Origin of the sequence: Pseudomonas sp. GW531-T4 (assembly GCF_017349615.1) — a bacterium.
Classification (GTDB): domain Bacteria; phylum Pseudomonadota; class Gammaproteobacteria; order Pseudomonadales; family Pseudomonadaceae; genus Aquipseudomonas; species Aquipseudomonas chlororaphis_I.
This window is the reverse complement of record NZ_JACMZT010000012.1, coordinates 21,638-45,197: the sequence shown is the minus strand read 5'-3', so window position 1 is coordinate 45,197 and position 23,560 is coordinate 21,638. Positions and strand designations below refer to the sequence as shown.

22 protein-coding genes and 1 pseudogene are annotated in these 23,560 nt (G+C 62.6%); 10 read left to right on the top strand and 13 right to left on the bottom strand.

Translation table 11 applies throughout. From position 1 onward, the window contains the following. Nucleotides 1-59: 59 nt before the first annotated feature. From J4D28_RS12155 to dadA, 6 genes are all read right to left on the bottom strand, one after another. Nucleotides 60-1,985: an acetyl-CoA hydrolase/transferase C-terminal domain-containing protein gene (locus tag J4D28_RS12155; RefSeq protein ID WP_009051550.1), complete on the bottom strand. Its 1,926-nt coding sequence runs from the start codon at nucleotides 1,983-1,985 to the stop codon at nucleotides 60-62. 134 nt (nucleotides 1,986-2,119) lie between these two features. Beyond that, nucleotides 2,120-2,533, bottom strand: coding sequence for a cytochrome c5 family protein (locus J4D28_RS12150; protein WP_009046174.1), 414 nt, complete (start codon nucleotides 2,531-2,533; stop codon nucleotides 2,120-2,122). A 183-nt stretch (nucleotides 2,534-2,716) separates the two neighbouring features. Beyond that, a complete protein-coding gene (locus J4D28_RS12145; protein WP_007932420.1) occupies nucleotides 2,717-3,265 on the bottom strand; it encodes a cupin domain-containing protein in 549 nt (182 codons plus the stop codon). Between the two features lie 127 nt (nucleotides 3,266-3,392). After that, the gene (gene alr / locus J4D28_RS12140; protein ID WP_103330857.1) at nucleotides 3,393-4,469 is read right to left on the bottom strand and encodes an alanine racemase; all 1,077 of its coding nucleotides are present in this window, start codon (nucleotides 4,467-4,469) and stop codon (nucleotides 3,393-3,395) included. Between the two features lie 91 nt (nucleotides 4,470-4,560). After that, a complete protein-coding gene (locus tag J4D28_RS12135) occupies nucleotides 4,561-4,914 on the bottom strand; it encodes a RidA family protein (protein ID WP_009046176.1) in 354 nt (117 codons plus the stop codon). After that, entirely contained in the window at nucleotides 4,886-6,187 is a 1,302-nt protein-coding gene (gene dadA, locus J4D28_RS12130; RefSeq protein ID WP_009051552.1) for a D-amino acid dehydrogenase, read from the bottom strand. Before dadA ends, J4D28_RS12135 begins: the two co-directional genes overlap by 29 nt. 156 nt (nucleotides 6,188-6,343) lie before the next feature. Here dadA and J4D28_RS12125 point away from each other — a divergent pair, with 156 nt between their 5' ends. Continuing rightward, the gene (locus J4D28_RS12125; RefSeq protein ID WP_007932443.1) at nucleotides 6,344-6,832 is read left to right on the top strand and encodes an Lrp/AsnC ligand binding domain-containing protein; all 489 of its coding nucleotides are present in this window, start codon (nucleotides 6,344-6,346) and stop codon (nucleotides 6,830-6,832) included. Nucleotides 6,833-6,944: 112 nt separating this feature from the next. On the opposite strand, the gene J4D28_RS12120 is transcribed toward J4D28_RS12125, so the two are convergent. After that, nucleotides 6,945-7,298, bottom strand: a complete 354-nt coding sequence (locus J4D28_RS12120) for a YkgJ family cysteine cluster protein (protein ID WP_009051553.1) — start codon at nucleotides 7,296-7,298, stop codon at nucleotides 6,945-6,947. Between the two features lie 148 nt (nucleotides 7,299-7,446). On the opposite strand from J4D28_RS12120, the gene J4D28_RS12115 reads away from it, so the two are divergent. Further along, nucleotides 7,447-8,760 carry an FAD-binding oxidoreductase gene (locus J4D28_RS12115; RefSeq protein WP_103330856.1) on the top strand — a complete coding sequence of 438 codons (1,314 nt, stop codon included), beginning with the start codon at nucleotides 7,447-7,449 and terminating at the stop codon, nucleotides 8,758-8,760. A 126-nt stretch (nucleotides 8,761-8,886) separates the two neighbouring features. Here J4D28_RS12115 and J4D28_RS12110 read toward each other — a convergent pair whose 3' ends face one another. After that, nucleotides 8,887-9,132: a DUF1127 domain-containing protein gene (locus J4D28_RS12110; RefSeq protein WP_016703163.1), complete on the bottom strand. Its 246-nt coding sequence runs from the start codon at nucleotides 9,130-9,132 to the stop codon at nucleotides 8,887-8,889. A 180-nt stretch (nucleotides 9,133-9,312) separates the two neighbouring features. Here J4D28_RS12110 and J4D28_RS12105 point away from each other — a divergent pair, with 180 nt between their 5' ends. Then, a complete protein-coding gene (locus J4D28_RS12105; RefSeq protein ID WP_016703162.1) occupies nucleotides 9,313-10,743 on the top strand; it encodes a PLP-dependent aminotransferase family protein in 1,431 nt (476 codons plus the stop codon). 60 nt (nucleotides 10,744-10,803) lie between these two features. Continuing rightward, nucleotides 10,804-12,372 carry a phospholipase D family protein gene (locus tag J4D28_RS12100; protein ID WP_173477467.1) on the top strand — a complete coding sequence of 523 codons (1,569 nt, stop codon included), beginning with the start codon at nucleotides 10,804-10,806 and terminating at the stop codon, nucleotides 12,370-12,372. 97 nt (nucleotides 12,373-12,469) lie between these two features. Here J4D28_RS12100 and J4D28_RS12095 read toward each other — a convergent pair whose 3' ends face one another. Then, on the bottom strand, nucleotides 12,470-13,618 hold the full coding sequence (locus tag J4D28_RS12095; RefSeq protein ID WP_103330855.1) for an MFS transporter: 1,149 nt from the start codon (nucleotides 13,616-13,618) through the stop codon (nucleotides 12,470-12,472). 143 nt (nucleotides 13,619-13,761) lie between these two features. Continuing rightward, the gene (locus J4D28_RS12090) at nucleotides 13,762-15,255 is read right to left on the bottom strand and encodes an aldehyde dehydrogenase (RefSeq protein ID WP_038635886.1); all 1,494 of its coding nucleotides are present in this window, start codon (nucleotides 15,253-15,255) and stop codon (nucleotides 13,762-13,764) included. Between the two features lie 235 nt (nucleotides 15,256-15,490). On the opposite strand from J4D28_RS12090, the gene J4D28_RS12085 reads away from it, so the two are divergent. Then, entirely contained in the window at nucleotides 15,491-15,853 is a 363-nt protein-coding gene (locus J4D28_RS12085; RefSeq protein WP_016703158.1) for a cupin domain-containing protein, read from the top strand. A gap of 58 nt (nucleotides 15,854-15,911) precedes the next feature. Here the strand turns inward: J4D28_RS12085 and rpmG are convergent, their stop codons facing one another. Beyond that, nucleotides 15,912-16,067, bottom strand: coding sequence for a 50S ribosomal protein L33 (gene rpmG, locus J4D28_RS12080; RefSeq protein WP_003177274.1), 156 nt, complete (start codon nucleotides 16,065-16,067; stop codon nucleotides 15,912-15,914). Between the two features lie 11 nt (nucleotides 16,068-16,078). Beyond that, nucleotides 16,079-16,312: a 50S ribosomal protein L28 gene (gene rpmB, locus J4D28_RS12075; protein WP_007921114.1), complete on the bottom strand. Its 234-nt coding sequence runs from the start codon at nucleotides 16,310-16,312 to the stop codon at nucleotides 16,079-16,081. A gap of 544 nt (nucleotides 16,313-16,856) precedes the next feature. Between rpmB and J4D28_RS12070 the strand changes: the two genes are divergently transcribed. After that, entirely contained in the window at nucleotides 16,857-18,446 is a 1,590-nt protein-coding gene (locus tag J4D28_RS12070; protein ID WP_103330854.1) for an ABC transporter substrate-binding protein, read from the top strand. Nucleotides 18,447-18,453: 7 nt separating this feature from the next. On the opposite strand, the gene radC is transcribed toward J4D28_RS12070, so the two are convergent. After that, nucleotides 18,454-19,128, bottom strand: coding sequence for a DNA repair protein RadC (gene radC, locus J4D28_RS12065; protein WP_009051562.1), 675 nt, complete (start codon nucleotides 19,126-19,128; stop codon nucleotides 18,454-18,456). A 131-nt stretch (nucleotides 19,129-19,259) separates the two neighbouring features. Here radC and coaBC point away from each other — a divergent pair, with 131 nt between their 5' ends. The 4 genes and pseudogenes from coaBC (at nucleotide 19,260) to argB (ending at nucleotide 23,529) form a co-directional block, all read left to right on the top strand. Beyond that, nucleotides 19,260-20,468, top strand: coding sequence for a bifunctional phosphopantothenoylcysteine decarboxylase/phosphopantothenate--cysteine ligase CoaBC (coaBC, locus tag J4D28_RS12060; protein ID WP_007921117.1), 1,209 nt, complete (start codon nucleotides 19,260-19,262; stop codon nucleotides 20,466-20,468). A 5-nt stretch (nucleotides 20,469-20,473) separates the two neighbouring features. Then, a complete protein-coding gene (gene dut / locus J4D28_RS12055) occupies nucleotides 20,474-20,929 on the top strand; it encodes a dUTP diphosphatase (protein WP_016703155.1) in 456 nt (151 codons plus the stop codon). Between the two features lie 251 nt (nucleotides 20,930-21,180). Then, nucleotides 21,181-22,584 (top strand): annotated as a pseudogene (locus J4D28_RS12050) (phosphomannomutase/phosphoglucomutase); the annotation flags it as partial. Between the two features lie 39 nt (nucleotides 22,585-22,623). After that, nucleotides 22,624-23,529, top strand: a complete 906-nt coding sequence (gene argB / locus J4D28_RS12045; RefSeq protein ID WP_007921120.1) for an acetylglutamate kinase — start codon at nucleotides 22,624-22,626, stop codon at nucleotides 23,527-23,529. Nucleotides 23,530-23,560 lie beyond the last annotated feature (31 nt).

The window sequence follows — 23,560 nt, the reverse complement described above, 5'->3', positions numbered from 1 at the left end:
ATGCCGCCCGCTTCTGTAGGAGCGAGGCTTGCCCGCGATGACGCTGCCAGGCGTCTACCTTATGCCTGCGCTGTCTCGCGTAAGGCGGCCAGCAGCAAACGCTGATAGATCTCCTCGCGCCAACCATCGGGTTTCACCAGTTGCATCCGCTGCAGATGCGCCGGGAAGGCTTCCGGTGGTGGCGCATCCAGCGCCGCCTTGCCCAATTCGAGAATCTCGCTGAGCTTGAACTTGCTCTTCAGCCAGTTCAGCGCCCGCAGCAAATCCCGCTCCTCCACGCTGAAGTCGCTGCCCAGCGGATATTCCGGGAACAGGTGCCGGTGCTGCGCCTGGATCGCCAATAGGCGTTGTGGGTGGTTATCGGTGAAGCGCGGATCGAGGCGGAAGTCCTTGGGCAGCTTGCCGGCCTTCTGCGCCTGTTCGATCAGGCCCGGCTGGAACCGCGAGTCGCTGATATTGAGCAACGCTTCGACCACTTTCGCATCGGTCTTGCCGCGCAGATCGGCGATGCCATATTCGGTGACCACGATGTCCCGCAGGTGCCGCGGGATGGTGCAATGGCCGTATTCCCAGACGATGTTGGAGCTGACCAGGCCCGCGGACTCGCGCCAGCTGCGCAGGATCAGGATCGAGCGCGCGCCTCGCAGCGCATGGCCCTGGGCGACAAAGTTGTACTGCCCGCCGACGCCACTGAGCACCCGGCCGTCTTCCAGCTGATCCGCCACCCCGGCGCCGAGCAGGGTGACCATGATCGAGCTGTTGATGAACCGCGCATCCTGGCGCTGCAGGCGCTTGAGCTCTTCCTGGCCATACAGCTCGTTGATGTAGCTGATGGCGGTCATGTTGAACTCGCCAAGCTTGCTCTTGGGCAGATCCCTGAGGCGCTGGTAGAAACTGCGCGGCCCGAGGAAAAAGCCACCATGCACCGACACCCCGCCCGGCGCCTGGTCTTCATCCAGGGTCCCGGCGTTGGCCTGTTGCTGCAGGGCCACCGAGGGATAGACCTTGCGCCGCACAATGCCAGCATCGGCCAGGGCCAGCAGGCCGTTGACGAACATCTCGCTGCAGCCATACAGGCCCTTGGCGAAAGGCTCCACCCCGCCTTCGCGCTCGATCAGCGGTTTCCAGCACTGGATCTCCAGGTCCGCCAGCAGCGCCCGATAGCCGTCGTTGTCCGCCTGGCGCGCCAGCAACGCCGCCGTCAACGCATCGCCCATGGAGCCGATGCCGATCTGCAGGGTGCCGCCGTCGCGCACCAGGGTGCTGGCGTGCAGGCCGATAAAATGATCCTGGAACCCCACCGGCATGTTCGGCGTGGAAAACAGCGTGCTGCCTTCCTCTTCGTCGATCAGCAGGTCGAAGGTGACGGCGTCGATCTCGGCGTCGCCCGGCATATAAGGCAGGTCGCGATGCACCTGGCCCAGCAGCAGGATGGTTTCGCCGGCGGCACGTCGCTCGGCGATCATCGGCAGCAGGTCGAGGGTGATGTCCGGGTTGCAGCTCAGGCTCAGGCGGTCGGCCTGTTGCGGGTCCCGGGCCACCAGTTGCGCGACCAGGTTCAGGCCGGCGGCATTGATGTCGCGCGCGGCGTGGCTGTAGTTGCTGCAGACGTAATCCTGCTGCGCCGTTGCACTGTTGAGCAGGCTGCCGGGTTGCATGAAGAACTGTTCGATATGGATATTGGCCGGCACCTGGTTGCGGTGCAGGTCGGCGAGGAATTCCAGCTCGGGGTAGTCGCCGAATACCTGCTCGATGAAAGGCTCGAGGAAGCGCCGTTGCAAGCCATCACCCAGTGGCGGGCGGCCCAGGCTCAGGGCGGTGTAAATGGTCAGTTGGCGTTCGGGCAGCTGTGCAACCCGACGATACAGGGCATTGGCGAAGCGGTTGGGTTTGCCCAGCCCCAGCGGCATGCCCATGTGAATATGCGCCGGCAAGCGTGCCAGGACCTCATCGACCGCCCGCTCGATAGAACATGACTGCACCATCCGATCCTCCAGAACCTTCCATGAATTGAGGTTGGACCGAGCTTGCCGGGTCTTTGCTGCAATGAACAGCCCCGGCCGGATCGCAGGCATGAAAAAAGCCGCTCGTAAGCGGCTTTTTTGCGGAAGATACAGGCTTATTTCAAGCCGGACATCTTCTGGATGGCGCCCTTGAGCTCTTCGTCGGAGCAATCGGCGCAGGTGCCTTTAGGCGGCATCGCGTTGATACCGGTAATGGCCTTGGCCAGGATGCCGTCGAGACCGCCCTGGTGATCCGCGCGCTCTTTCCAGGCAGCGGCGTCGCCGATTTTCGGCGCGCCCAGCAGGCCGGAACCGTGGCAAGCATTGCAATGCTTGGCAATCACTTCGTCTGGAGTCTTCGCACCACCGCCACCGGCGGCAACAGCGACTTCCATACCCTTGCATTCCTGCCCCTGGACGCAGACCTGGCCAACCGGCTCGAGGCGCTTGGCAATATCGTCGTTGGTCGCAGCTTGAGCGCTGACAGCCCAGAGGGCCAATACGGTTGCTGGTGCAGCCAGCATTTTCATAATTAGGTTCACGCGTACACCCTCAATGGTGGCTAGTCACGCCCACGGCCACGGTTTCGCGGGCGGGCGCAAGTATAACGGTTAGCCCGCCACTCTGAAACAACCCTAGATTCAAAGGGGGATTAGAGAGGGGCGAAATACTGCTTCGGGCACCGCTGCAATCCTTGCAGGACGCCTCTTCTATTAGAAGTTCGCGGGCGTGGCTGCGCTGATTAGTCGCGCGGGTGCATCGAAAGGATTACGGAAACGGTGTGGCTTGGTGCTTTCGAAATAGTAGCTGTCACCAGCTTCGAGCACGAATGTCTCAAGGCCCACCACCAGTTCCAGGCGCCCTTCCACGAGAATCCCGGTTTCCTCGCCTTCGTGGGTGAGCATCTCTTCACCGGTGTCGGCGCCCGGTGGGTAGATCTCGTTGAGAAAAGCGATCGCCCGACTCGGATGTGCCCGGCCCACCAGTTTCATGGTCACCGCGCCATCGGAAATATCGATCAACTCGTTGGCTTTGTAGACGATCTGGGTAGGTTTTTCCTGGAGGATTTCTTCCGAGAAAAACTCGACCATCGACATGGGAATGCCGCCAAGAACCTTTCTCAGCGAACTGATCGAGGGGCTGACGCTGTTCTTCTCGATCATCGAAATGGTGCTGTTGGTGACGCCCGCGCGCTTGGCGAGTTCACGCTGGGAAAGGCCTTTGAGTTTACGGATGGATTGCAGTCGTTCACCGACGTCCAATGCGGCAGCCTCCTAGGGATCAGGCGTTGTTGTAGTTGAGCGTTATCATGGCGATAGCGTTCAGTATTTACAACACTTGGGCCCCAATCCCGGGGGCAAGGCGACTTTCGGCAGTGCGCGGCGCCGCTCAGTCCCCGGAATAGATGCGTGGCACCCGACGCAGGTTGCAGAACAGCTGGTAAGGAATGGTATCGGCGGCGGCCGCCAGCTCGCTGGCGAGGATGTGCTTGCCCCACAGCTCGACAGTAGAACCCAGCCCAGCCTCTGGCACATCGGTCAGGTCGATGCACAACATGTCCATGGAGACCCGGCCGAGCAGTTGGGTACGCTGCCCCGCCACCAGCACCGGCGCACCGGTCGGCGCATGCCGCGGATAACCGTCGGCGTACCCCATGGCCACCACGCCGATCCGCATTGGCCGCGGCGTGACAAATTTGGCGCCATACCCCACCGGTTCGCCGGGCGGCAGTTCGCGCACGCAGATCACTTTCGATTCCAGGGTCATCACCGGTTGCAGGCGCGCGGCCAGCGGATGTGGCTCTTCGAACGGGGTCGAGCCATACAGCATGATGCCGGGGCGTACCCAGTCGCTGGGGATATTCGGCCAGCCGAGCACGGCTGGCGAGTTGCGCAGGCTGATCTCGGCGGACAAGCCCTGGCGCGCCGCCTCGAACACCGCGACCTGCTCGTCGCTGCGGCTGCAGCTGAGCTCGTCGGCGCGGGCGAAGTGGCTCATCAGCACGATCTTCGCCACCTTGCCGCTGGCCAGCAGTCGTTGATAAGCCGGTTGGTAATCCTTGGGATGCAGGCCGACGCGGTGCATGCCCGAATCCAGCTTGAGCCATACCGTCAGCGGCTTGGCGACGCTGGCCTGCTCGATGGCTTCCAGCTGCCACAGCGAATGCACCACGCACCAGAAATCATGCTCGACGATCAGGTCCAGCTCATCGGCCTCAAAAAAACCTTCGAGCAGCAATATCGGCGCGCGAATCCCCGCCGCCCGCAGCTCCAGGGCCTCTTCGATACAGGCTACGGCAAAGCCGTCGGCCTCGGCTTCCAGCACCTGGGCGCAGCGCACCGCGCCATGGCCATAGGCATCGGCCTTGATCACCGCGAGCGCACGGGCGCCCGGCGACGCTTCGCGGGCCAGTTGGTAGTTGTGACGCAGGGCTTGAAGATCGATCAGGGCACGGGCAGGACGCATGGCGGCAGACTTCTAGGCGGTCATGTGGGAAGAAAAAACCGGCGCCGGCCGACAGCGTTAACCATCGGTGGCGCCGGGAGAGGGATCTTGCTTAAGGCAGAGCGGCCACGACGGACAGCTCGACCAGGATTTCCGGTTCGCAGAGCTTGGCTTCGACGGTTGCGCGGGCCGGGGCGACGCCTTTTGGCAGCCACTGGTCCCATACGCTGTTCATCCCGGCGAAGTGCGCATCGATGTCCTTCAGGTAGATAGTCACCGACAGCAGGCGCGACTTGTCGGTGCCGGCCAGGTCCAGCAAACGCTCGATGTTGGCGAGGGTTTCACGGGTCTGCTGTTCAATCCCGGCGTTCAGGTCGTCGCCGACTTGCCCGGCCAGATACACGGTACCGCTGTGAACGACGATCTGACTCATGCGCTCATTGGTGAGCTGGCGCTGGATTGACATGTTTTGCAGGCTCCTGAGAATTACCGTAACGAGAAATATCGAGACCTTCGGCGCTGATCTGCGGCTTTTTCTTCGCCATCAGGTCAGCCAGCAGACGACCGGAACCACAAGCCATGGTCCAGCCAAGCGTGCCATGCCCCGTGTTCAAGAACAGGTTGCGCATGGGCGTGGCGCCGACGATCGGCGTGCCGTCCGGAGTGGTAGGACGCAGGCCGGTCCAGAAACTGGCCTCGGACAGATCGCCGCCCTGAGGATAAAGATCGTTGACGATCATCTCCAGCGTTTCGCGCCGGCGCGGATTCAGCGAGAGGTCAAAACCGGCGATTTCCGCCATGCCGCCAACGCGAATACGGTTGTCGAAACGGGTGATCGCCACCTTGTAGGTTTCGTCGAGGATGGTCGAAGTCGGGGCCATGGCCGGGTTGGTGATCGGCACGGTCAGCGAGTAACCCTTGAGCGGGTACACCGGGGCCTTGATGCCCAGCGGCTTGAGCAGTTGCGGCGAATAGCTGCCGAGGGCCAGCACGTAGCGATCGGCGGTTTCCAGCTTGCCGTCGATCCAGACGCCGTTGATGCGGTCGCCGGCGAAGTCCAGGCGCTGGATGTTCTGGTCGAAGCGGAATTCCACACCCAGCTTGGTGCACATTTGCGCCAGGCGCGTGGTGAACATCTGGCAGTCGCCCGTCTGGTCGTTCGGCAGGCGCAGGGCGCCGGCCAGGATGTCGGTCACGCTGGCCAGGGCCGGCTCGACGCGGGCGATGCCTTCGCGGTCCAGCACTTCGAAAGGTACGCCGGATTCCTTGAGCACGGCGATATCCTTGGCCGCGCCATCCAGTTGCGCCTGGGTGCGGAACAGCTGGGTGGTCCCCAGGCTGCGGCCTTCATAGGCGATGCCGGTCTCCAGGCGCAGTTCGTCGAGGCAGTCGCGGCTGTACTCGGACAGACGGACCATGCGTTCCTTGTTCACCGCGTAGCGGGCAGCGGTGCAGTTGCGCAGCATCTGCGCCATCCACAGGTATTGATCGATGTCGGCGGTGGCCTTGATCGCCAGCGGCGCGTGGCGCTGCAGCAGCCACTTGATGGCCTTGAGCGGCACGCCCGGCGCAGCCCAGGGCGAGGCATAACCCGGCGAAACCTGGCCGGCGTTGGCGAAGCTGGTTTCCATGGCAACGGCCGGCTGACGGTCGACAACCGTCACTTCGAAACCGGCACGGGCCAGATAGTAGGCACTGGTGGTACCGATCACGCCGCTACCCAAGACCAGAACGCGCATTTTCATATCCCTCATCGCGGATAACCGCTGACGTTTGTTATTCAGAGCGAAGATGCGCGCAGTATAAAAAGCAATGACCAGTGCTTTTCACTATATAAACGCCTATATTTGGCGAGAATTCTCGGCAAAAACCCTTTTCACGGAGGCGCATCCCCTATGCGGACCAACCACCAGACGAAGCGCGAGCTGGACAAGATCGATCGCAATATCCTGCGCATCCTGCAAGCCGATGGGCGCATCTCCTTTACTGAGCTGGGGGAAAAGGTCGGGCTGTCGACCACGCCGTGCACCGAGCGGGTCCGCCGCCTGGAGCGCGAAGGCATCATCATGGGCTACAACGCCCGGCTCAACCCGCAGCACCTCAAGGGTAGCCTGCTGGTGTTCGTCGAAATCAGCCTGGACTACAAGTCCGGCGACACCTTCGAGGAGTTCCGCCGTGCGGTGCTGAAACTGCCGCACGTACTGGAATGCCACCTGGTGTCGGGGGACTTCGACTATCTGGTGAAGGCGCGGATTTCCGAAATGGCCTCGTACCGCAAACTGCTGGGCGACATCCTGCTCAAGCTGCCCCACGTGCGCGAATCCAAGAGCTATATCGTGATGGAAGAGGTGAAAGAGAGCCTGAGCCTGCCGATTCCGGATTGATTGCAACGGCCCGGAGACCCTGTCGTCAGGGCAATCGCTTTCGCGGGCAAGCCTCGCTCCTACCGGACTTGTGCAACCTGTAGGAGCGAGGCTTGCCCGCGATGGCTTTGGATCAGACCAGCACCTGCCGGGTGCTCGCCATGTATTCATGGATCTGCTTTTCCACCCGCGGGTGGATCAGTTCCACCGGGCGCCGGCCATTGGGGCATGGCAGGCTCGGCGTGGTCCCGAACAGGCGACAGATCAGCGGCCGCTCGTCATACACCGTGCAGCCGTTGGGCCCCAGGTGCACACAGTTCAGCTCCTCCATCGCCGCGTCCTGCTCGGCCCGGGTCTTGCGCGGCAGGCGCGACATTTCTTCGGTCGAGGTGGTGACCGGGCCGCAGCAGTCGTGACAGCCGGGCACGCACTCGAACGAGGGGATCTGCTGTCGGAGCATGCGGACTTTCTGGCTGTTGCAGCTCATCGAAACGCTTACCGGGAGTATGGAGAGACAGCGATTTTGCCCTAAAAGCCCTGTTCCAGACAGCACTGGCCGACTAGTGTTGCCGCGCCGGAAAGGTCCGGCTTATGCTCCGTCAAATTTTCCAAACACACGAATCAGGATGATCCACATGAACACCCGTGTTCAGCCGTCGGGGCCAGGCCATTCGCACCCCGCCTCCTACTACGCCGCCAGCAGCCTGCCCCAGCCCGATTATCCGGCGCTGACCGGCGAGCAGGTGGCGGATGTCTGCGTGGTCGGCGGCGGCTTTTCCGGGCTCAACACCGCGATCGAGCTGGCCGAGCGCGGGCTCAGCGTCATTCTGCTGGAAGCGCGCAAGATCGGCTGGGGCGCCAGCGGGCGCAACGGCGGGCAACTGATTCGCGGGGTCGGTCATGGCCTTGAGCAGTTCGCCCCAATAATCGGCGAAGACGGCGTACGCCAGATGAAGCTGATGGGCCTGGAAGCGGTGGAAATCGTCCGCCAGCGCATCGAACGCTTCCAGATTCCCTGCGACCTGACCTGGGGTTATTGCGACCTGGCCAACAAGCCGCGCGAGCTCGAAGGTTTCGCCGAAGATGCCCAAGAGTTGCGCGACCTGGGCTATCGCCATGAAACCCGCCTGCTGCAAGCCCATGAGATGCACAGTGTGGTGGGCTCCGACCGTTATGTCGGCGGCCTGATCGACATGGGCTCGGGGCACCTGCACCCGCTGAACCTGGCCCTGGGCGAAGCCGCGGTCGCGCAGCAACTGGGCGTGCGCCTGTTCGAACACTCGGCCGTGACCCGCATCGACTACGGGCCGCAGGTCAAGGTCCATACCGCCCAGGGTTCGGTGCGCGCCAACACCCTGGTGCTGGGCTGCAACGCCTACCTCAACGACCTCAACCCGCAACTGGGTGGCAAGGTGCTGCCGGCCGGCAGCTACATCATCGCCACCGAACCCTTGAGCGAAGAGCTGGCCCACGCCCTGTTGCCCCAGAACATGGCGGTCTGCGACCAGCGAGTGGCCCTGGATTACTACCGCCTTTCCGCCGACCGCCGCTTGCTGTTCGGCGGCGCCTGCCATTATTCCGGCCGCGACCCGCGGGACATTGCTGCTTATATGCAGCCGAAGATGCTGCAGGTGTTCCCGCAACTGGCGGCAGTGAAGATCGACTACCAATGGGGCGGCATGATCGGCATCGGCGCCAACCGCCTGCCGCAGATCGGCCGGCTCAAGGACCAGCCCAATGTGTATTACGCCCAGGCCTATTCGGGCCACGGCGTGAATGCCACGCACCTGGCCGGCAAGCTGCTGGCCGAAGCCATCAGCGGCCAACAGAGCGGCGGTTTCGACCTGTTCGCCCAGGTCCCGCACATCACCTTCCCGGGCGGCAAGCACCTGCGCTCGCCCCTGCTGGCGCTGGGGATGCTCTGGCATCGGTTGAAAGAATTGCTCTGAAGGTGCCTGTAGCCGCCACATGGCAGGCATGAAAAAGGCCGCATCCGGTGAAATCGGATGCGGCCTTTTGCGGTTGCTACGCAACCGATCGCAGGCTGCGCCAGCGGCTACCGATCAGCGGGGCTTTCACAGCCGCCAGAACGGCTTGAGCCCTTCCTGCCGCGCCTGTTCGCGACTCAGGCCGATATCGCGCAACTGTTCGGTGCTCAACTCAAGCAGTGCCTTGCGTGTACGCAGTCGATGCCAGTACAGGCCCCAGAGACCGAGACCGGACGGCGCATTGCGGGCGGACGTCGCCCCTGCTGCCCGCTCCTGCCCAGCCGCCAGTTCCTGACTGTGTAACGACAGACGCACATCGCTCAAGCCGTTCATGTTTGCTGCTCCTGTTTACTTGGGTCGCTATGAGCAGACATCATGCGCGGGTGCTAAAAACCATTACAGATTCAAAGCACCGCTATTATTTCCATACAGAATTTCCCCTATCCGGGCTGAATCCTGTAATTTTGCGCCATCTGTACCGGTCACCCGATTAAATCACCCCGAGGCTGCGCCATGACCCTGTACGTCAATCTCGCTGAACTGCTGGGCACACGTATCGAACAAGGCTTCTATCGCCCCGGCGACCGGCTGCCGTCGGTACGGGCCTTGAGTGTCGAACACGGGGTCAGCCTGAGTACCGTGCAACAGGCTTATCGGGTGCTGGAAGACAGCGGCCTGGCGACGCCCAAGCCCAAGTCCGGCTACTTCGTGCCGGTCAGTCGCGAGCTGCCGGCATTGCCCGCGGTGGGCCGCCCGGCGCAGCGGCCGGTGGAGATTTCGCAGTGGGACCAGGTGCTGGAGCTGATCCGCAGCGTGCCGCGCAAGGACATCGTCCAGCTGGGCCGCGGCATGCCCGATGTCACCAGCCCGACCCTCAAGCCCCTGCTGCGCGGGCTGGCCCGCATCAGCCGGCGCCAGGACATGCCTGGCCTGTATTACGACACCATCTACGGCGTGCACGAACTGCGTGAACAGCTGGCGCGGCTGATGCTCGATTCCGGCTGCCAGCTCGGCGCCAACGATCTGGTGATCACCACCGGCTGCCACGAAGCCCTGTCCACCAGCATCCGTGCCACCTGCGAGCCCGGGGATATCGTCGCCGTCGACTCGCCGAGCTTCCACGGCGCCATGCAGACCCTCAAGGGCCTGGGCATGAAGGCCCTGGAAATCCCCACCGACCCGCTCACCGGCATCAGCCTCGATGCCCTGGAACTGGCCCTGGAGCAATGGCCGATCAAGGCCATACAGTTGACCCCCAACTGCAACAACCCGCTGGGCTATATCATGCCGGAGTCGCGCAAACGGGCCTTGCTGACCCTGGCCCAGCGCTTCGACGTGGCGATCATCGAAGACGATGTGTATGGCGAGCTGTCCTACACCTACCCACGCCCGCGGACCATCAAGTCGTTCGACGACGATGGCCGGGTGCTGCTCTGCAGTTCCTTCTCCAAGACCCTGGCACCGGGGCTGCGCATCGGCTGGGTCGCCCCCGGGCGCTACCTGGAGCGGGTGCTGCACATGAAATACATCAGCACCGGCTCCACCGCGCCACAGCCGCAGATCGCCATCGCCGAGTTCCTCAAGAGCGGTAATTTCGAGCCGCACCTGCGGCGCATGCGCACCCAGTACCAGCGCAACCGCGACCTGATGATCGACTGGGTCAGCCGCTACTTCCCCACCGGCACCCGCGCCAGCCGGCCGCAGGGCGGGTTCATGCTGTGGGTCGAGCTGCCGGAAGGCTTCGACACCCTGCGCCTGAACCGTGCGCTGCTCGGCCAGGGCGTGCAGATTGCGGTGGGCAGCATCTTTTCGGCCTCGGGCAAGTACCGCAATTGCCTGCGGATGAACTACGCTGCCAAGCCAACCCCACAGATCGAGGAGGCCGTGCGCAAAGTGGGGGCCGCGGCCATCAAGCTGCTGGCTGAAGAGTGCGCAACGGACTGACCTTTTCCTGTGAAACCGGCGTCACAGCTAGACCATCGCAGCGATTCGAGATGAGCTGACTTGAGATCCCGACAGGCCCTGGCCTTCCTTATGCTGATCGCGCTGTGCCTGAGCGGCTGCGTCAGCCTCAATGTGCCTCGCGAGCCCAGCCAGGCACTGCCGGCCGCCGACTCGGCCTTCGGTCGCTCGATCCAGGCCCAGGCCGCGGCCTATCAGGGACGCTCCGGCTTTCGCCTGCTGTCCGACAGCAGCGAAGCCTTCATGGCCCGCGCCGAACTGATCCGCAATGCCCAAAGCAGCCTCGACCTGCAGTACTACATCGTCCATGACGGCATCAGCACCCGGATGCTGGTGGACGAACTGCTCAAGGCTGCCGACCGCGGCGTGCGCATCCGCATTCTGCTGGACGACACCACCAGCGACGGCCTGGACCAGATCATGGCCACTCTCGCCGCCCATCCGCGGATACAGATCCGCCTGTTCAACCCCCTGCACCTGGGGCGCAGCACCGGCGTGACCCGTACCATGGGGCGCCTGTTCAACCTGTCGCTGCAGCATCGGCGGATGCACAACAAGCTGTGGCTGGCGGACAACAGCGCGGCCATCGTCGGCGGGCGCAACCTGGGGGATGAGTACTTCGACGCCGAACCCAACCTGAATTTCACCGACATCGACATCCTCGGCGTCGGCCCGGTGGCCGAACAGCTCGGACACAGTTTCGACCAGTACTGGAACAGCGCCCTGAGCAAACCCATAGGCGAGTTTCTGTCGCGCCTGCCATCGGCCAGGGAGCTGGCCAACACCCGGCTGCGCCTGGAGCAATCGCTGGACGAGGCGCAGCAACAGAACCATGCGCTGTTTCAGGAGCTCAAGACCTATCGGACCCAGCCGCGCATGAACACCTGGCGCAAGGAGCTGATCTGGGCCTGGAACCAGGCGCTGTGGGATGCTCCGAGCAAGGTCCTGTCCAACGGCGAGCCCGACCCGCGCCTGCTGCTGACCACCCAGCTGGCACCGGAGCTGCAGAGCGTCAGCAAAGAGCTGATGATGGTTTCGGCCTACTTCGTTCCCGGCCAGCCGGGCCTGGTCTACCTCACCGGGCGCGCCGACGCCGGGGTTGCAGTGAGCCTGCTGACCAACTCCCTGGAAGCCACCGACGTACCGGCGGTCCACGGCGGCTACGCACCGTATCGCAAGGCGCTGCTGCAACACGGCGTGAAACTCTACGAACTGCGGCGCCAACCCGGTAACGGCGGCGGCAGTGGACCTCATCTGTTCCACAGCGCGTCGTATCCTGGCTCGGACTCCAGCCTGCACAGCAAGGCGATGATTTTCGATCGCCAGAAGTCCTTTATCGGCTCCTTCAATTTCGACCCGCGCTCGGTGCTGTGGAACACCGAAGTCGGGGTACTGGTGGACAGCCCCGAGCTGGCCGAACGCGTTCGCAGCCTGGCGCTGCAAGGCATGGCGCCGGCCCTGAGCTACGAAGCGAAGCTGCAGGACGGCAAGCTGGTCTGGGTCACCGAAGACAACCAGCAACTGCACACCCTGACCCGCGAGCCGGGCAGCTGGTGGCGGCGCTTCAATGCCTGGATGAGCAATACCATCGGCCTCGAACGGATGCTCTGACCCCGGCCCTTGTAGGAGCGAGGCTTGCCCGCGATGAGGGACTGACAGTCAACATCTTGATTGAATGCAGTTCCGCTATCGCGGGCAAGCCTCGCGCCTACAGAGCTTGTGGCTGGACCGCGCCAAACGCGCCTTCACGCAACAACAGCACAATCAGCCCCATGGCCCCGGCAGCCATCAGCAACAGCAAGGCATGCCCGCTGATCCACTGGCTGCCCGCCCCCGCCACCAGCGGCCCGATCAGGCAGCCAATGCCCCACAGCTGGGCGACGTGGGCATTGGCGCGCACCAGCGCATCGTCGCGGTAGCGTTCGCCGATCAGAATCAACGACAAGGTGAACAGCCCCCCGGCGCTGGCGCCGAACAGCACCCACAGCGGCCAGATCAGCAGGGCGTCGAGCAGCAACGGAATGGCCAGGCTCGACAGCAGCAGGATCACCGCACAACCGGCGAACAAGGCGCGCCGCGATATGCGGTCGGCCAGGGCGCCGATTGGCAACTGCAACAAGGCATCGCCCACCACCACGGTGCTGACCATTGCCAGGGCGATTTCCTCGGTAAACCCCTGGCGCAGGCAGTAGACCGGCAGCAGGGTCAGGATCATCGCTTCAAACGCGGCGAACAGCGCCACCGCCCAGCCAATGGCCGGCAGGCCACGGCAGAACCGCCATAGGTCACCGAAGGTCACGCTGCAGGACTCGCTGCTCGGCGCGCCGCTGCGGCCCATCAGCAGCAAGGGCGACACCACCAGCAGCACGACGCCCACCCAGAAACCGTAGTCATGCTCGGTGCCCAAGGCCCCCAGCAGCAGCGGGCCGGCCAACTGGCTCAGGGCATAGCTGCTGCCATACAGCGCCACCAGGCGACCGCGCCACCGCTCCACCACCAATTGGTTGATCCAGCTTTCGCCAAGAATGAAGACAATGGTCAGCACCACGCCAATCATCAGCCGCAGCACCAGCCATAGGGGATAACTCGGCAACAGCGCCAGCAGGCCAATGGAGATCGCCCCGCCCCACAGGCACAGGCGCATCAGCCCCGCCGTGCCAAAGCGCGCCGCCAGGCGGCTGGACACCTTCGCCCCGAGCAAGACGCCAATCGCCGGCATCGAGGCCATCACCCCGATTGCAAAGGGCCCATATCCCCAGCTCTCCAGGCGAAACGACACCAGCGGCATGCTCACGCCCAGGGCCAGGCCCACACTCAGGACAGCCGCCAAAACGGCGAAATAAGTTGCCCAGCGCATTTCCACGCTCCTGTGGATGGTTTTTTTCATGACAGAGACAACGCAGCCGGACCTCCCTGGCGGAAAGTCCGGCTGCGATATGGATCGGCTAACGGTGCGCGGGGTGGCGTCTGTTCAGATGCCCGAGATCCGCGCCCCTTGAATTACAGCTTGATCCAGGTCGCCTTCAGTTCGGTGTACTTGTCGAACGCGTGCAGCGACTTGTCGCGGCCGTTGCCCGACTGCTTGAAGCCACCGAATGGCGCGGTCATGTCGCCGCCGTCGTACTGGTTGACCCAGACACTGCCGGCACGCAACGCCTTGGCGGTCAGGTGGGCCTTGGAGATATTGGCCGTCCATACCGCCGCGGCCAGGCCATACGGCGTGTCGTTGGCGATCTGGATGGCTTCTTCCACCGTGTCGAAGGCGATGACCGAAAGCACCGGGCCGAAGATTTCTTCCTGGGCGATCTTCATCGCGTTGCTGACGCCGTCGAAGATGGTCGGCTCGACATAGGTCCCGCCGGTTTCCTGCAGGGTGCGCTTGCCGCCCACCACCAGCTTGGCGCCGTCGGCATGGCCAGACTCGATGTACGACAGCACGGTGTTCATCTGCTGGGTATCCACCAGCGCACCGACGTTGGTGGCCGGATCCAGCGGGTTGCCCGGTTTCCAGGCCTTGAGGGCCTCGATCACCAGCGGCAGGAATTTATCCTTGATCGAACGCTCCACCAGCAGGCGCGAACCGGCGGTGCAGACTTCGCCCTGGTTGAAGGCAATGGCGCTGGCCGCGGATTCGGCCGCGGCCTGCAGGTCCGGGGCATCGGCGAACACGATGTTCGGGCTCTTGCCGCCAGCTTCCAGCCAGACACGCTTCATGTTCGATTCGCCGGAGTAGACCATCAGTTGCTTGGCGATCTTGGTCGAACCGGTGAACACCAGGGTATCGACGTCCATGTGCAGGGCCAGGGCCTTGCCCACGGTGTGGCCATAACCTGGCAGCACGTTGAGCACGCCAGCCGGAATCCCGGCCTCGACAGCCAGCGCAGCGATACGGATAGCGGTCAGCGGCGATTTTTCCGATGGTTTGAGGATCACCGAGTTACCGGTGGACAGCGCCGGACCGAGTTTCCAGCAGGCCATCATCAGCGGGAAGTTCCACGGCACGATGGCGCCGACTACGCCCACCGGTTCGCGAGTCACCAGGCCCAGTTGATTGTGGGGCGTGGCGGCGACTTCGTCGTAGATCTTGTCGATGGCTTCGCCGCTCCAGCTCAGCGCTTGCGCAGCGCCCGGAACGTCGATACCCAGGGAGTCACTGATCGGCTTGCCCATGTCCAGGGTTTCGAGCAGGGCCAGCTCTTCGGCGTGCTGCTTCAGCAGGCCGGCAAAACGAATCATGGTGGCCTTGCGCTTGGCCGGCGCCAGGCGCGACCAGACGCCGGAGTTGAAGGTGGCGCGGGCGTTTTCCACGGCACGTTGCGCGTCGGCGGCGTCACAGCTGGCAATACTGGCCAGCAGACGGCCATCGACCGGACTGATGCATTCGAAGGTGTCATTGGAAACGGCGGCGGTGTATTCGCCATTGATGTAGGCGCGGCCTTCGATTTTCAGTTCGCGGGCGCGTTGTTCCCAGTCGGCTCGAGTCAGGGTGGTCATGCGAGTGTCCTCCTCTTGTTGGATACAGGCGCCACGCGATCGATGCCGGCACCTTCAGGAATTCTGCCCGGCCAGCCTGCTTCGGCCCATGGCATTCGCCACCCTAAACCAGCGGCACCCGAAGTTTCAATATATTTGACAGAGGCCGGGCAAACGCCATTGCTATGTTCATTTTAATAAACATAGACTTTGGGCTTTCCAGCCACTCGCAGCACAACCAGGGGGGAATACCAGCATGAGCATCCAGGACATCGTCGACTTCAATCAGGCCAACACTGCAGCCGAGCGGTATCGCCCCGCCCAGGAAAAAGTCCTCAAGGGCGACCCCGAGCAAACCGTGTTCAACCACTACAACAGCCCGTGCGGCCAGATGAACGCCGGAGTGTGGGAAGGCGAGGTCGGCCAGTGGACGGTGAACTACACCGAGCATGAGTATTGCGAGATCGTGCAGGGGGTTTCGGTCCTGCGTGATGGCGAGGGCAATGCCAAGACCTTGCGCGCTGGTGACCGTTTCGTCATTCCCGCCGGTTTCCGCGGCACCTGGGAGGTGCTGGAGCCGTGCCGCAAGATCTATGTGATCTTCGAACCGAAAGCCTGAATCGCAGGCACAAAAAAACCCGCTTGAAGGCGGGTTTTTTTGTCAGAAGAAAAATCAATTACTTGATTTTGCCTTCCTTGTAGATCACGTGCTTACGAACAACCGGATCATATTTCTTGATCTCGATTTTGTCCGGAGTAGTGCGCTTGTTCTTGTCGGTAGTGTAGAAGTGACCAGTACCGGCGCTCGAAATCAAACGAATCAATTCACGCATGATTAGCTCCCTTAAACCTTGCCATCGCGACGAAGTTCGGCCAGCACGACATCAATGCCACGCTTGTCGATGATACGCATGCCCTTGGCAGATACGCGCAGACGCACAAAACGTTTCTCGGACTCAACCCAGAAGCGGTGATGCTGCAGGTTCGGCAGGAAACGACGACGGGTTTTGTTGTTTGCGTGGGAAATGTTATTCCCAGTCACCGGACCCTTACCGGTAACTTGACAGACTCTCGACATGCCTCAGCCCTCTAAAACCACATGCCCAACCCGGCATGGGTTGGCCGCTTAATCTCTCAGTCATTTGGCGCCAGGCGCCGCGTTTCTTTAGGGTCTTACCGGCTACACCTACAAGCGAAGGAACCGGGCCCCTAGAAAAGAGCGCTGCTTTATACCAGAAAGACCCCGTAGCAACAACAGCCGGTGTGCTTTGGATTTCGAAAACTCCCTGTTTTCTTGCTCCGGATGCCTGCACCAAGGGCTGGGGCCATGGCTGACCGCTCGTCGCAGAATAAATTTTCCGTGGCCGAAACAAACGGCAAAACCAGCATGAACCGCCGCTGCGCCGGTCACTCCAGGTCAATATATGGAAAAAACTCTGTCAATTTATGCCTAATGTGACCATGGCAGCCGGCCGCAGAGAGGCTTGGCGCAGTAATAAATGCAAACCTTTCCGGTCCGCAGGCCCAAAAAGGGGATAGTCATTTTCCAGCGAGGCCACTAGGGTAGGCCTTTTCCAGACTGCACTCGCAGATGGGCCTTCGATCTGCAAAGGAAGCCAAACATGCGCCTCGCTGCCCTCCCGCTCCTGTTCGCCCCTCTTCTTCTGAGCCCGCTGGCCCACGCCGCCGCGTTAAGCGTGTGCACCGAGGCCAGCCCGGAAGGTTTCGACGTAGTGCAGTACAACTCGCTGACCACCACCAACGCCTCGGCCGATGTGCTGATGAATCGTCTGGTGGAGTTCGACGCCAGCAGCGGCAAGGTGGTGCCGAGCCTGGCCGACAGCTGGGAAGTCTCGGCTGACGGCCTGACCTATGTGTTCAAGCTGCACCCGAGAGTGAAGTTTCACCGCACCGCGTACTTCAACCCAAGCCGCGAGCTGACTGCCGAAGACGTGAAGTTCAGCTTCGACCGCATGCTCGACCCGGCCAACCCCTGGCATAAAGTGGCGCAGAGCGGCTATCCCCATGCCCAGTCGCTGCAACTGCCGGCGCTGATCAAGAAGATCGACGCCCTGGATCCGCTGACCCTGCGCTTTACCCTCGACCACGCCGATTCGACCTTCCTCGCCACCCTGAGCATGGGGTTTGCGTCGATCTACTCCGCCGAATACGCCGACCAGTTGCTCAAGGCCGGTACCCAGGACAAGCTCAACAGCCAGCCGATCGGCACCGGGCCCTTCGTTTTCGGCCGCTTCCAGAAAGACGCCTCGATCCGCTACAAGGCCAACCCCGACTACTTTGCCGGCAAGCCGGCGGTGGACTCGCTGATATTCGCCATCACCCCGGACGCCAACGTGCGCCTGCAGAAACTGCGCCGCAACGAATGCCAGATCGCCCTGTCGCCCAAGCCGCTGGACGTGACCGCCGCACTTGAAGAGCCTGCGCTCAAAGTCGAGAAAACCGCGGCTTTCATGACCGCGTTCGTTGCTATCAACAGCCAGCACCCACCGCTGGACAAACCTGAAGTGCGCCAGGCCATCAACCTCGCCTTTGACAAGGCCAACTACCTGAAAGCGGTCTTCGAAAACACCGCGGAACCCGCCAACGGCCCCTTCCCGCCCAACACCTGGAGCTACGCCAAGGAGTTGCCGGGCTACGCCCACGACCCGGCGAAAGCGCGCCAGCTGCTGGCCAAGGCCGGCCTGAAGGACGGCTTCCAGACCACAATCTGGACCCGCCCTTCCGGCAGCCTGCTGAACCCCAACCCGAGCCTGGGCGCGCAACAGCTGCAAGCAGACCTGGCGGAAGTCGGGATCCAGGCGGAGATCCGCGTAATCGAATGGGGCGAACTGATTCGTCGGGCCAAGGCCGGCGAACACGACCTGCTGTTCATGGGCTGGGCCGGCGACAACGGCGACCCGGATAACTTCCTCACCCCGCAGTTCACCTGCGCGGCAGTGAAGTCCGGGACCAACTTCGCCCGCTACTGCGACCCGGGCCTGGACAAGCTGATCACCGCTGGCAAGACCACCACCGAGCAGGGCGTGCGCAGCAAGCTTTATCAGCAGGCGCAAACCCAGATCCAGCAGCAGGCCCTGTGGCTGCCGCTGGCCCATCCGACCGCCTTCGCCCTGACGCGCAAGGATGTCCATGGGTATCAGGCCAGCCCATTCGGGCGCCAGGATTACTCGAAGGTCAGCCTCAAGCCCTGACCGATGGCTACATCCATCCGTACTCGGCCATCGACAGCGGCTCGCCCTCGCCGACGATGAAATGGTCGAGTACGCGCACATCCACCAGGTCCAGCGCCTCCATGAGCCTGCGGGTCAGCACCCGATCCGCCTGGCTCGGCTCGGAAACGCCCGAAGGATGGTTGTGACACAGGATCAGGGCTGCCGCGTTGTGCGCCAGGGCACGCTTGACCACCTGCCGCGGATAGACGCTGGTGGTGTTGATGGAGCCCTGGAACAGCGCTTCGAACGCCAGCACCCGGTGCTTGGAGTCGAGAAACAGGCAACCGAAGACCTCATGCGGCTCATGCCGCAACATCGCCTTGAGGTAGTCGCGGACCGCCACCGGGCTTTCCAGCACCGAATTGCGACTGAGCTTTTCCGCCAGATGCCGCCGCGCCATTTCCAGCACCGCCTGCAATTGCGCGAACTTGGCCGGGCCCAGACCCAGTTGCCGGCTGAAGGTCAATTGGTCCGCCTCGAGCAGGCCACGCAGGCTGCCGAACTGATGCAACAGGTGTCGCGCCAGGTCGACCGCGCTTTTTCCAGCGACCCCGGTGCGCAGGAAGATCGCCAGCAATTCGGCGTCGGAAAGGGCCAGCGCGCCCTGCTCGAGAAGCTTCTCCCGCGGGCGCTCCGCCGCAGGCCAGTCGCGAATGCTCATAGCACCTCCATGTGTGTGGGCGCCGCTGTTCCATAGCGGTCGCTGTGCTATCTTAGCCCATCTTTTTGCGTGGGATTTCCCCTGGGGAGGGGGTGTTACACGCAGCAATCATTGAACTGAAAGGCAGGCCTATGCAGCGGCTGTATCGGAAACGCATCGTTCTCGGCGTCGGCGGCGGCATCGCTGCCTATAAGAGCGCCGAGCTGGTTCGCCGACTCCTCGACCATGGCGCGGAAGTGCGTGTGGTCATGACCCGTGGCGGCAGTGAATTCATCACCCCGCTGACCATGCAGGCCCTGTCCGGGCACCCGGTCCACCTGGACCTGCTCGACCCCGCGGCCGAAGCCGCCATGGGTCATATCGAACTGGCCAAATGGGCCGACCTGGTGCTGATCGCCCCGGCCACGGCCGACCTGATCGCCCGTCTGGCCCAAGGCATCGCCGACGACCTGCTGACCACCCTGGTCCTGGCCACCGATGCCACTGTCGCCATCGCCCCGGCCATGAACCAGGCCATGTGGCGTGACCCTGCCACCCAGGCCAATACCCAGCTGCTGCAAAGCCGTGGCCTGAAGGTCTTCGGTCCGGCGTCCGGCAGCCAGGCCTGCGGCGACGTCGGCCTGGGCCGCATGCTCGAAGCCAACGATCTGGCACTGTGCGCCGCCGACTGCTTCCAGCACCTGGCGCTGACCGGCAAACACGTGCTGATTACCGCCGGCCCGACCCAGGAAAACATCGACCCGGTGCGCTACATCACCAACCACAGCTCCGGGAAAATGGGCTTTGCTCTGGCCGAAGCCGCGGTCGAAGCCGGCGCCCGGGTGACCCTGATCACCGGCCCTGTGCACCTGCCGACCCCGGATCGTGTGACCCGCATCGACGTGGTCAGCGCCCGCGATATGCTCGCCGCCTGTGAGGCCGCCATCCCCTGCGACCTGTTCATCGCCTCGGCCGCGGTCGCGGACTACCGCCCGGAAGTCGTCGCCCCACAGAAATTGAAGAAAGACCCTACGAACGGCGACGGCCTACTGCTGCAGATGGTGCGCAACCCGGACATCCTGGCCACCATCGCCACCCGCCCCGACCGCCCGTTCAGCGTCGGCTTCGCCGCTGAAACCGAACACTTGCTCGACTACGCTGCGCGCAAACTCAAAGACAAGAACCTCGACCTGATCGTCGCCAACGACGTGGCCAACCCGAGCATTGGCTTCAACAGCGAGGAAAACGCCTGCAGCGTGATTGACCGGGAGTTGCACGCAACTCTCTTCGCCCAGACCAGCAAGGGCAAGATTGCCCGCCAACTGATCTCTTTCATCGCCGAACGGCTGAACCAGGTTTAACTCGCATGCACGCTTTACAAGCCAAGATCCTCGACCCACGCATCGGCAACGAATTCCCTCTGCCGCAGTACGCCACGCCAGGCTCCGCCGGCCTCGACCTGCGCGCCATGCTCAAGCAGGACACTATCCTGGAACCGGGCCAGACCCTGCTGATTCCTACCGGCCTGTCCGTCTACATCGGCGACCCTGGCCTCGCCGCGCTGATCCTGCCGCGCTCCGGCCTGGGCCACAAGCACGGCATCGTCCTGGGCAACCTGGTCGGCCTGATCGACTCCGATTACCAGGGTGAACTCATGGTCTCCTGCTGGAACCGTGGCCAGACCGCGTTCAACATCGCAGTGGGCGAACGCATTGCCCAGCTGGTGCTGGTACCTGTGGTCCAGGCGCACTTCGAAGTGGTCGAAGCCTTCGACGAAAGCCAGCGTGGCGCCGGCGGTTTCGGTCACTCCGGCAGCCATTGAGCAAAAAAACGGGCCGAGCCAACAGCTCGGCCTGAGATTGGTGGGTTGTGTTTCAACACTAAAATTCTGCTGCTTTACTCAGAGACTGAGCCGCCCGGAATCAAGGCTGAAGGTGGTCGAAAAAGAGCTGACGCTCATCAGATGGCATTTTTGCACCATGAACCCAAGGGCAAAAACGCCGTCATACCCTTCAGTTTGAGCCTTCCGGTCAGTATTCCGGCCTGTCCTGCCCCCTTTTAGACGGAGCACCCCCAGTGATGAGCAATGCAGCCCAAGTCGTACCCAAGTTCCCTGAAAGCATCTTTCGCGCCTACGACATTCGCGGAACCGTTCCGGAAACCCTGAACGCAGAAACCGCCTACTGGATCGGTCGCGCCATTGGCTCCGAGAGCCTGGCCCAGGGCGAACCCAACGTTTGCGTAGGCCGTGACGGTCGCCTGTCCGGCCCCGAGCTGGTGGAGCAACTGATCCAGGGCCTGCACGACAGTGGTTGCCACGTCAGCGATGTCGGCCTGGTACCGACACCGGCGCTGTATTACGCGGCCAATGTGCTGGCTGGCAAATCCGGGGTGATGCTGACCGGCAGCCACAACCCGTCGAACTACAACGGCTTCAAGATCGTCATCGCCGGCGATACCCTGGCCAACGAACAGATCCAGGCCCTGCACGATCGCCTCAAGACCAACAACCTGAGCAGCGGCCAGGGCAGCATCACCAAGGTCGATATCCTCGATCGCTACAACACTGAAATCGTTCAAGACATCAAACTCGCCCGCCGCCTGAAAGTGGTGGTCGACTGCGGTAACGGTGCTGCCGGCGTCATCGCGCCTCAGTTGATCGAAGCCCTGAACTGCGAAGTCATCCCGCTGTTCTGCGAAGTGGACGGCAACTTCCCCAACCATCACCCGGATCCGGGCAAGCCCGAGAACCTGGAAGACCTGATCGCCAAGGTCGCCGAAACCAACGCCGATCTCGGCCTGGCCTTCGACGGCGACGGCGACCGTGTCGGCGTAGTAACCAACACCGGCAGCATCGTCTTCCCCGACCGCCTGTTGATGCTGTTCGCCAAGGACGTGGTAGCCCGCAACCCGGACGCGGAGATCATCTTCGACGTCAAATGCACCCGCCGCCTGATCCCGCTGATCAAGGAATACGGCGGTCGCCCACTCATGTGGAAGACCGGCCACTCGTTGATCAAAAAGAAAATGAAGCAGACCGGCGCGTTGCTGGCCGGTGAAATGAGCGGGCATGTCTTCTTCAAGGAACGCTGGTTCGGTTTCGACGACGGTATCTACAGCGCCGCGCGGCTGCTGGAGATCCTCAGCAAGGAAAAATCCAACGCGGAAGAGCTGTTTGCCACCTTCCCGAACGATATTTCTACGCCGGAAATCAATATCCATGTGACCGAAGAGAGCAAATTCAGCATCATTGATGCGCTGCACGACGCGCAGTGGGGCGAAGGCGCCGACCTGACCACCATCGACGGCGTACGAGTCGACTACCCCAAAGGCTGGGGCCTGGTTCGCGCCTCCAACACCACGCCGGTGCTGGTGCTGCGCTTCGAGGCCGATGACGAAGCCGAACTGCAGCGCATCAAGGATGTGTTCCACACCCAGCTGAAACGTGTTGCACCTGACCTCCAACTACCGTTTTGATTTTCTTCAAGCGCCTTTATTGAAGTGCCGGAGCCCTGAATGACCCTCGAACGCGATGCCGCCGCCAATACCGCCAAGGTCCTGTCCGAAGCGCTGCCTTATATTCGCCGCTATGTCGGCAAGACCCTGGTGATCAAATACGGCGGCAACGCGATGGAAAGCGAGGAGCTGAAGACCGGCTTCGCCCGCGACATCGTGCTGATGAAGGCTGTCGGGATCAACCCGGTGGTGGTGCACGGCGGCGGTCCGCAAATCGGTGACCTGCTCAAGCGCCTGTCCATCGAAAGCCACTTCATCGATGGCATGCGCGTCACCGACGCGGCGACCATGGACGTGGTGGAGATGGTCCTCGGCGGCCAGGTGAACAAGGACATCGTCAACCTGATCAACCGGCATGGCGGCAGCGCCATCGGCCTGACCGGCAAGGACGCGGAGCTGATTCGCGCGAAGAAGCTCACCGTCACCCGCAAGACGCCGGAAATGACCACCCCGGAAATCATCGACATCGGCCACGTCGGCGAAGTGGTCGGCATCAACACCGACCTGCTGAACCTGCTGGTCAAAGGTGATTTCATCCCGGTGATCGCGCCGATCGGCGTCGGCGCCAACGGCGAGTCGTACAACATCAACGCTGACCTGGTAGCCGGCAAGGTGGCCGAGGCGCTGAAAGCCGAGAAGCTGATGCTGCTGACCAATATCGCTGGCCTGATGGACAAGTCGGGCAAGGTCCTGACCGGCCTGACCACCCAGCAGGTCGATGCCCTGATCGAAGACGGCACCATCTACGGCGGCATGCTGCCGAAGATTCGCTGTGCGTTGGAAGCAGTACAGGGTGGCGTGGGCAGCTCGTTGATCATCGACGGCCGCGTACCCAATGCGATTCTGCTGGAGATCTTCACCGATACCGGTGTCGGCACCCTGATCAGCAATCGCAAGCGCCCTTAAGCGCTGCAAATAAAAAGACCCCGCCTGGCCA